Annotated in this window: 7 protein-coding genes and 1 tRNA gene; 5 read left to right on the top strand and 3 right to left on the bottom strand. The window is 44.3% G+C overall.

What is annotated here, in order from left to right; translation table 11 throughout:
- Nucleotides 1-376: 376 nt before the first annotated feature.
- The 3 genes from Q4561_RS06595 to mutY form a co-directional block, all read right to left on the bottom strand.
- Nucleotides 377-452 (bottom strand) — tRNA-Phe (locus Q4561_RS06595).
- Nucleotides 453-601: 149 nt separating this feature from the next.
- Nucleotides 602-874 carry an oxidative damage protection protein gene (locus tag Q4561_RS06590; protein WP_013785835.1) on the bottom strand — a complete coding sequence of 91 codons (273 nt, stop codon included), beginning with the start codon at nucleotides 872-874 and terminating at the stop codon, nucleotides 602-604.
- Nucleotides 875-900: 26 nt separating this feature from the next.
- A complete protein-coding gene (mutY, locus tag Q4561_RS06585; RefSeq protein ID WP_303458518.1) occupies nucleotides 901-1,962 on the bottom strand; it encodes an A/G-specific adenine glycosylase in 1,062 nt (353 codons plus the stop codon).
- Between the two features lie 111 nt (nucleotides 1,963-2,073).
- On the opposite strand from mutY, the gene Q4561_RS06580 reads away from it, so the two are divergent.
- The 5 genes from Q4561_RS06580 (at nucleotide 2,074) to Q4561_RS06560 (ending at nucleotide 8,024) form a co-directional block, all read left to right on the top strand.
- Complete coding sequence (locus Q4561_RS06580; protein ID WP_303458516.1) at nucleotides 2,074-2,778, top strand: alpha/beta fold hydrolase; 705 nt, start codon at nucleotides 2,074-2,076, stop codon at nucleotides 2,776-2,778.
- Between the two features lie 115 nt (nucleotides 2,779-2,893).
- Nucleotides 2,894-3,613 carry a tRNA (guanosine(46)-N7)-methyltransferase TrmB gene (gene trmB / locus Q4561_RS06575; RefSeq protein ID WP_303458515.1) on the top strand — a complete coding sequence of 240 codons (720 nt, stop codon included), beginning with the start codon at nucleotides 2,894-2,896 and terminating at the stop codon, nucleotides 3,611-3,613.
- A complete protein-coding gene (locus Q4561_RS06570) occupies nucleotides 3,613-4,692 on the top strand; it encodes a methyltransferase (RefSeq protein ID WP_303458513.1) in 1,080 nt (359 codons plus the stop codon). Before trmB ends, Q4561_RS06570 begins: the two co-directional genes overlap by 1 nt.
- Before the next feature lie 151 nt (nucleotides 4,693-4,843).
- Nucleotides 4,844-6,268 (top strand): glycogen synthase GlgA, encoded by a 1,425-nt coding sequence (glgA, locus tag Q4561_RS06565; protein WP_303458511.1) that lies wholly within the window; start codon nucleotides 4,844-4,846, stop codon nucleotides 6,266-6,268.
- Between the two features lie 100 nt (nucleotides 6,269-6,368).
- Complete coding sequence (locus Q4561_RS06560) at nucleotides 6,369-8,024, top strand: sensor histidine kinase (protein ID WP_303458509.1); 1,656 nt, start codon at nucleotides 6,369-6,371, stop codon at nucleotides 8,022-8,024.
- Nucleotides 8,025-8,028: the final 4 nt, after the last annotated feature.

Raw genomic sequence — 8,028 nt, 5'->3', positions numbered from 1 at the left:
GCAGGGCTCTCTGAATAATGGTGCCTCGACCCGGGATTGTAACGCGCGGTGCAGCCGCAGGGGCACGCCAGCGTGTTTCTGAATCCCTAAATCAAAAAAGCCCCGCATTTTCATGCAGGGCTCTCTGAATAATGGTGCCTCGACCCGGGATTGTAACGCGCGGTGCAGCCGCAGGGGCACGCCAGCGTGTTCCTTTGTTTTTAACCACCGAGATCAAAAAAGCCCTCGCATTTCTGCAAGGGCTTCTTGAATAATGGTGCCTCGACCCGGGATTGTAACGCGCGGTGCAGCCGCAGTGACACGCCAGCGTGTTCCTTTGTTTTTAACCACCTAGATCAAAAAAGCCCTCGCATTTCTGCAAGGGCTTCTTGAATAATGGTGCCTCGACCCGGGATCGAACCAGGGACACGCGGATTTTCAATCCGCTGCTCTACCAACTGAGCTATCGAGGCAAAATCTTTTAGCGTTTGGGCGTTTGCTGCCTGTCTCGCTGTGGGTGCGTATTAAACGGATTTCCGACTAACAAGTCAACCGTTTTTGTCGGTTTTTTTTCGGTTTTGTTACCGTTTGCACATTGTTTATGCAAAATACGCTTTTTTGATTACTTTTCAGGCGGAACATAGCCTTCAATTGTAGGTTCTACGCCGTCGAACAAGTAAGCCGACATACTTTGCTCTAAAAACTGTCTGGCGGTCGGTTCCATCATATTTAACTTGTTTTCGTTAATTAGCATGGTTTGTTTCTTTTGCCAGTCGGCCCATGCTTCTTTTGAAATGTTGTCGTAAATACGTTTTCCTAGCTCACCGGGGTAAAGCTGAAAATCTAAGCCGTCGGCTTCTTTTTGTAAACGCTGGCAAAATACCACTCTACTCATTGTATGTCCTTAACCTATTCGATGCGCTAAAGCACATGCACTAATTGTTGAATGATTTTCTTAGTAGGAGCAGCTAAACCTACCTCAATAGGTTCATTAAACATAAACCATTGGGCTTTTAGTTCTGCCACCTGCTTTCTGGGTACTGAGTTTATCACGGCAAACACCGGTGTTATATCCAAATGAAAGTGGCTGAAGGTATGCCTAAACGCGGTTTGGGTTTCAAATGAACTGGCTTCAATACCCCGCTTAGTAAGTTCAGCTTCGGCGCTTTGTATATCTTGGGCTTCAATAAAGCCATATAAACCGCCCCACAAGCCGCTGGAAGGCCGCTGCTCCAAATAAACCTGCTGTTGGAACAATGGCACTATAAGTAACGTACTTCGCTCTGGTATGGCTTTCTTGGGCTTTTTACCAGGGAATTCAGTTTGTGCCCCTTGGGCATATGCTAAGCAATCGTGTTGTAACGGGCATTCATCACACTTAGGCTTGCTGCGAGTACATACCATAGCACCCAAATCCATCATCACCTGCGTGTAGTTAGCACTGCGTTTTTCTGGCGTGTTCTTTTCTGCCACTTCCCACAATGCATTTTCTACTGCTTTTTGACCAGGCCAGCCGCCAATAGCATAGTAGCGGGCAAGCACACGCTTTACGTTACCATCTAATATGGGGTGGCGCTGATTGCGTGAAATAGACAATACCGCACCAGCGGTAGAGCGCCCTATTCCCGGCAAGGCTATTACATCGTCTATATTGTCAGGAAACGTACCGCCGTGATTTTCTACAATTTGCTTCGCAGCTTTATGTAAGTTTCTAGCGCGGGCGTAGTAGCCTAAACCTGTCCAATGGTGCAGTACATCATCTTGCGCTGCATTGGCTAGCTCCACCACGCTGGGAAAAGATTGCATAAACCGTTCAAAATACGGGATGACGGTGGTGACTTGAGTTTGCTGCAACATAATCTCAGACACCCACACTTTGTAAGGGGTAATATCTTGTTGCCATGGTAGGTGCTTGCGTCCATGAATGTCGTACCAAGCAAGTACTCGTTCAGCAAAAGTGTTGGGGTTAACCGTATTTGTCATAAAAACTGCGCAATGAATGACCTTTAGCTACATTTAATAGCCATTAGGTTTTATTGATAAATGGCCTGATATGTTAGCATGTGAAGGTATAAATGTATTTTAGGAGTCTTTGTGACCACCAACGCCCCCGTTCTATTTTTACCCGGAACCTTATGCGACGAACGTGTTTGGTTGCCCGTTTGGCAACGCATGAAAATTTCCCAACGTCGCTATGTGCCATTGCAGTGGGCAGCAACTAAAGACGACATGCTGGCACTTACTTCTGACCGGGTCATTCAAGATGAAAAAGTACATCTTGTAGGCTTTTCAATGGGTGGATACGTTGCCGCGCTATGGGCGTCGAAGAATATGGAGCACGTGGCCTCTATTACGCTTATTGGATACGACGCAAAAGGCCTAGACAGCCAAGAAATCACTAGGCGCAAACAGCTGGTCACTATGCTAAACAGTGGTGGGTTTAAGCCAGAAAACCCTGCGTACTTTGCCCTCTTTGTTCATCCGACACATCAGGAAAGCTCTGAGGTAATGGGCGTAGTACAATCTATGGCAGAAGATTTAGGCAAAAATACCTTACTAGCTCATACCCAAGCCACAACGCCTAGAAAAGACTTTGTAAATACGCTTGCGAAATCGAAAGTCCCCGTCAATATTATTGCAGCAACAGACGATGAAGTTGCAACGCTAACGTCCTTACAAGCCATGGCAGATAACATTCCCTCTGCAAACTTATTTAAGGTTGAAGATGCAGGCCATATGATGCTGCTGGAACAACCTGAAAAGCTTGCTACACTGCTTAGCAATTGTATAGGTGATTAAAAAAACCGCATTTTAATGTGCATTTATTGTGCTTTTTGTTAAATATAGCGTTGCATAACATGCTGCTAACTGGATAATGCGCCACCAGTAAATTGGGGCAAGAAAGGTAATACAAATGAGGCCATTTAAAAGCCAGGCCGAGGCTGAAGCCGCTGGTGTTCATGTAAGTAAGGTTAAAAGCTTTGTTAAACGCGAAGGTCGTCTAACAAAAGCGCAAACACGTGCCATCGAAGAATTTTGGCCAACAATGGGCATAGATTATCAAAATGCTGAACTGGATTTATCTGTTTTATTTAACAGAACCGCGCCAGTAGTTATTGAAATTGGCTTTGGTATGGGTAAATCCTTAGTGGAAATGGCCGCAGCAGCCCCAGAGAAAAATTTTATTGGTATTGAAGTGCATCGCCCCGGTGTTGGCGCTTGTTTAGCTGAAGCTGGCGAGCAAGGGTTAACTAATTTACGCGTAATGGATCATGATGCGGTTGAAGTGCTTAAGAATATGATCCCAGATGGCACCTTATCTCGCCTACAATTGTTCTTCCCCGACCCTTGGCACAAAAAGCGTCATCATAAGCGCCGTATTGTTCAGCCTGAATTTGCTGCACTTGTGCTAACCAAGTTAGAAAAAGGGGGCTGTTTCCATATGGCTACCGACTGGGAACCTTATGCGGAACACATGGCCGAAGTTATGAATGTGACCGAAGGTTATGCGAATACCGCACAAGAAGGTACCTATGTGCCTCGCCCTGAGTATCGACCTATCACTAAATTTGAAACCCGTGGCCAGAAGCTAGGTCATGGTGTTTGGGATCTTATTTACGAGCGAGCGCAGTAATGATTTTAACGCCTCAAAGCCAACTGTTAGAACGCAACATCAACATTTTTGAGCAAGGTGAATGGTTGTTTATCAACCCTTCTGATGCGTATTTTCTAGATGCGCTAAAACACAAAGATGTCACGGTAATGCACCAGTATTTCGACATATTCTCTGAATGTGTTCGTGTTATCCCTGCCTCAAGTTTCGATAGTCGGGATATCACAAAAGACGGTTTTGAGGTAGTGCAGAAAGTAGGGGCTCATAGCCATCACTTTACGCCATTTATGCGTAATGAAAACACCCATACTGATGTGCTTATTTTTCTGCCAAAGGCGAAATCGCATTTTCAAATGTTGCTACGCATGGCAGCAGGTATGGTGGGTCAAAATGGCCGCATACACGTTGTAGGCGAAAACAAAGGCGGCATTAAAAGTGCTGCTAAGCTAATGCAACCTTACGGCGTTACCCATAAAGTGGACTCTGCTCGTCATTGCAGCCTAATTACCACTATTGTTGAACAGCCTCACTTAGCCTTTGAACCAGAAGCTTGGCTTGAAACCGACACCTATGCAATTGGAAGCACAAGCTGGCCAGTATGTTCTTTACCTGGTGTATTTAGCCATGGTGAGCTTGATAAAGGCACAAAACTACTATTAGAAAAGCACACTTCGGGCATGAGCGGCAATGTTTTAGATTTCGCCTGTGGTGCTGGGGTAATAGCAAGTTACCTAATGCTTACCTACCCACATCTAAAAATGCAGTTGTCGGATATTAGTGCCCTTGCAATTTATGCCAGCGCGATGACGCTAGCGGCCAATGGGCAATCAGCTACATTGCATGCCGCAAACGGCTTGTATGGCATAGACGGCAAAGTTCAGCATATTGTGACTAACCCACCGTTTCATACGGGGCTTAAAACTGATTACACCATTACCAAGCGATTCATTGATGACGCCCGTAAGATGCTAAGCCAGAACGGCACCTTACTTATGGTTGCCAACCGTTTTTTACCTTACCCTGGATTGTTAGCTGAACACTTCCCGCGGGTGTTAACTACTGCACAAACCACGCAATTTTCGTTATATCAGGCAGCATAGTAATAGCACTTTCACTAACGCCTGTGCTAACGTTATCAAATTCCCCTATATTCGATATATCGGGCTGAATATATATCAGCCCTTATTCGCGCAACAACTATAGCGCCCATTTCGTGGCGATAGACGCGTTTAAATAATACGAGGCGTTCGTGTGAAAATTGTATTCGCTATCTCTGAAGTAGAAGAACTGGTTAAAACAGGCGGCTTGGCAGATGTAGGTAAAGCACTTCCGCTTGCATTGAAAGACGCTGGTGAAGACGTTGTTATTGTAATGCCTTATTACAAGGTGCTGGCAGACTCGTTAAATTTACCCACTGCGTGTGAAACACAAACCCTATTTACTGAATACAAGGTCTACAACTTTGAAGTGCGTGTTATGGACTGGCACGGCATTCCTATCTACTTTGTGGATTACCCTGAATACTTCATGCGCGAAGGTTTGTATTCAAATGCTTATGAAGCCTATGAAGATAATGGCGAGCGTTTTAGCTTCTTTAGCGGCGCGGTACTCGCCACACTTCAAGCTATAAATTACTCGCCGAATGTCATTCATTGTCACGATTGGCATACGGCCATGCTGCCATACCTAGCATCACATGACTCTACAGGCTTTTTCGATAGAACCCGAACTGTTTTTACCATTCACAATGCCGCTTTCCAAGGGGTAAACTCTCTCGAAAAAGTGCCGTTTCTTCGCCATCATCCCGGTATTTTAGCGCAGGTACATGGCGGCTATATCAATATGCTGCAATCGGGTATTGAGTTTGCCACCAAGGTCACCACAGTAAGCCCCCATTACGCTCAAGAATTGCTAACTGACTTAGGCAGCCATGGCCTGCATGAGCGCTTAGTTAGGCGTAAAACCGACCTTTCGGGCATATTAAACGGGTGTGACTATACGCAATGGAACCCAGCTACTGATTCGTTTTTACCAGAACACTACGATGTAGATAACTTACTTCCTAAGCAAACCTGCAAGCATGCTCTGCAAGAAAAGTCTGGCTTGCCTACTAATGTAAGTATTCCTCTTATTGGTATGGTGTGTCGTCTGACCGAGCAAAAAGGTTTTGGCTATATTTTGCCTATCCTTGATGAACTGATGCAGCATAATGTACAAATCGTTATCGTTGGCACGGGCGATCCTAAAATGTGTATGGATTTGGGTGAGTTTGCACAAAATAACCCTTCTCAGTTTGCTTTTATTAACGGGTTTAGTTCAGAGCACGCTCATCTTGTTGAAGCGGGCGCCGACTTTTTCTTAATGCCATCACAGTTTGAACCATGTGGTTTGAATCAAATGTACAGCTTGGCCTACGGCACTATTCCTATTGTGCGAGCGGTGGGTGGCTTAAAAGACACGGTAGTAGATAGCCGCCATAGTGAAGACGCCACAGGGTTTGTGTTTGAAGAACCTCGACCGGAAGCATTACTGGCCTGTATTCGCCGCGCATTGCTGTTTTATTATGAACACCCAGTGAAGTTTAGAGAAATGCAGCAAAGAGGCATGAATACGCGGTTTACGTGGGCTCGCGCGGCAGATGAATATAAGAACCTTTACGATTCTATGTTTGTTTAACTAATGTAGCCCAAAGCTTTATAAGGCGTTTCTTTCTTTTTGTGGAAGAATGCGCCACTATTATTAGGCGTCCATTTAATCAAACAATCTGATAATTAGCATGGCAGAACGGGCTATAAAGCTTTCTATACAAAGTCTATTTTTGTGGGTGGTAATGTCCATCGCCACAATTGCACTGGTAAGTACGTCCAGCTTGTCTATCTACAGCCAAATTACTACCTCTCGTCACGAGATTAATAGTAATGCAAACTTGCTTACTAGAATGATCGCCAGCGTAGTGTCTGAGCCATTAAAAGATTCCCCCCCTTCGTTTGTTGAAGACAGGCTACAAGACCTTGCTTCTGCAGAGCAGGTATTAAACGTACATATCTACAAAAGTTTGCCGGACGACTCAGACACTTTTAGCTCGGTTGAGCGTTTTGCGTCTTACAATAAAGATGGTCAGCTACTTATACCGGGTAAGCAAAAGCAGTTAGTAACGTTAGAGCAAACACCGATGCTAACTGAAGACAATGAATTTCTAGAAAGCTCTCAGAAAATTTATGACCAAGAAACTAATCAGGTTTTAGGCTGGGTTTACCTTCGCATGTCAGCAGAAGGGTTTAGTCATAAAATTGTGAAAACCATTTTAGTTAATCTTGGCGCATTGCTTGTTCTGCTTATATTCAGCTTAGTTTTAGCAATGCGTTTCCAACGTAAAATAACCGCTCCCATTGAGAAACTTTCTTTCTTCCTTCAGCGCACCTCTAGACAGAGAGACTATTCAGCGAGGGCTGAACCTTCAAACCTGAAAGAGATAAATGTACTTTCTGATGACGTGAATATTATGCTGTCGCGCATTCAGGAATACATGCACAAACAGCGTCAAGCTGAAGATCAGCATCGAAAGTTAAACGCCAGTCTTGAAGAAATGGTAAGTCAACGGACCAACGCGCTAAAAGATGCAAACCAAGAGCTAATACAAACGTTAGAAAAGCTGCACGAATTTCAGCGTCAAATAGTTCAGAACGAAAAAATGGCATCGTTAGGTGATATGGTTGCCGGCGTAGCGCATGAAGTTAACACCCCTATTGGTTTGGGTGTGACTGCATCTACTATGATGCTCGACAGATTGGCTGTTATTAAAAGAGATTTTGAAAATAAAACCCTAAAAGCTAGTGCCATGCAGCGTTTTATGGACGAGAGCCATGAAAACTTAAACATCATTTATCGTAATTTAAATCGCGCAGCTGAACTTATTTCGAGTTTTAAGCAGGTAGCGGTAGATCAATCAAGCGAAAGTAGTCGATCTTTTTGCTTTGCACAGCTAGTTAATGAGATACTATTGTCATTACAGCCTCGCTTAAAAAAATTACAACACAACATCAACGTAGAGTGCGACCCTACCTTATGCGTTGAAACGAAGGCTGGTCCTATTAATCAAATCCTTATTAACCTTATTATGAATTCGGTTATACATGGTTTTGAAGACGTAGAGAAAGGCCAGATTGACATCTGTGCTGAATTAATAACCGCAAATAAGTTAAAGTTAGTTTATCGGGATAACGGTATCGGGATCCCATCAGATATACGCAAACGTATTTTCGACCCATTTGTTACCACCAAACGTGGACAAGGGGGGTCTGGATTAGGCATGCACTTAGTGTACAATTTAGTCACTCAAGGGCTCAATGGTTCTATCACGATTACCAGCGAAGTGGGTAGTGGTGTAGAATTTGTTATTGTTTTTCCGGTTTCCAATGCGAAAACGTCATAATATC

Origin of the sequence: Alteromonas sp. 1_MG-2023 (assembly GCF_030547075.1) — a bacterium.
Lineage (GTDB): Bacteria > Pseudomonadota > Gammaproteobacteria > Enterobacterales > Alteromonadaceae > Alteromonas.
The sequence above is the reverse complement of the archived record's forward strand: the minus strand, read 5'-3'. Positions and strand labels throughout refer to the sequence as shown.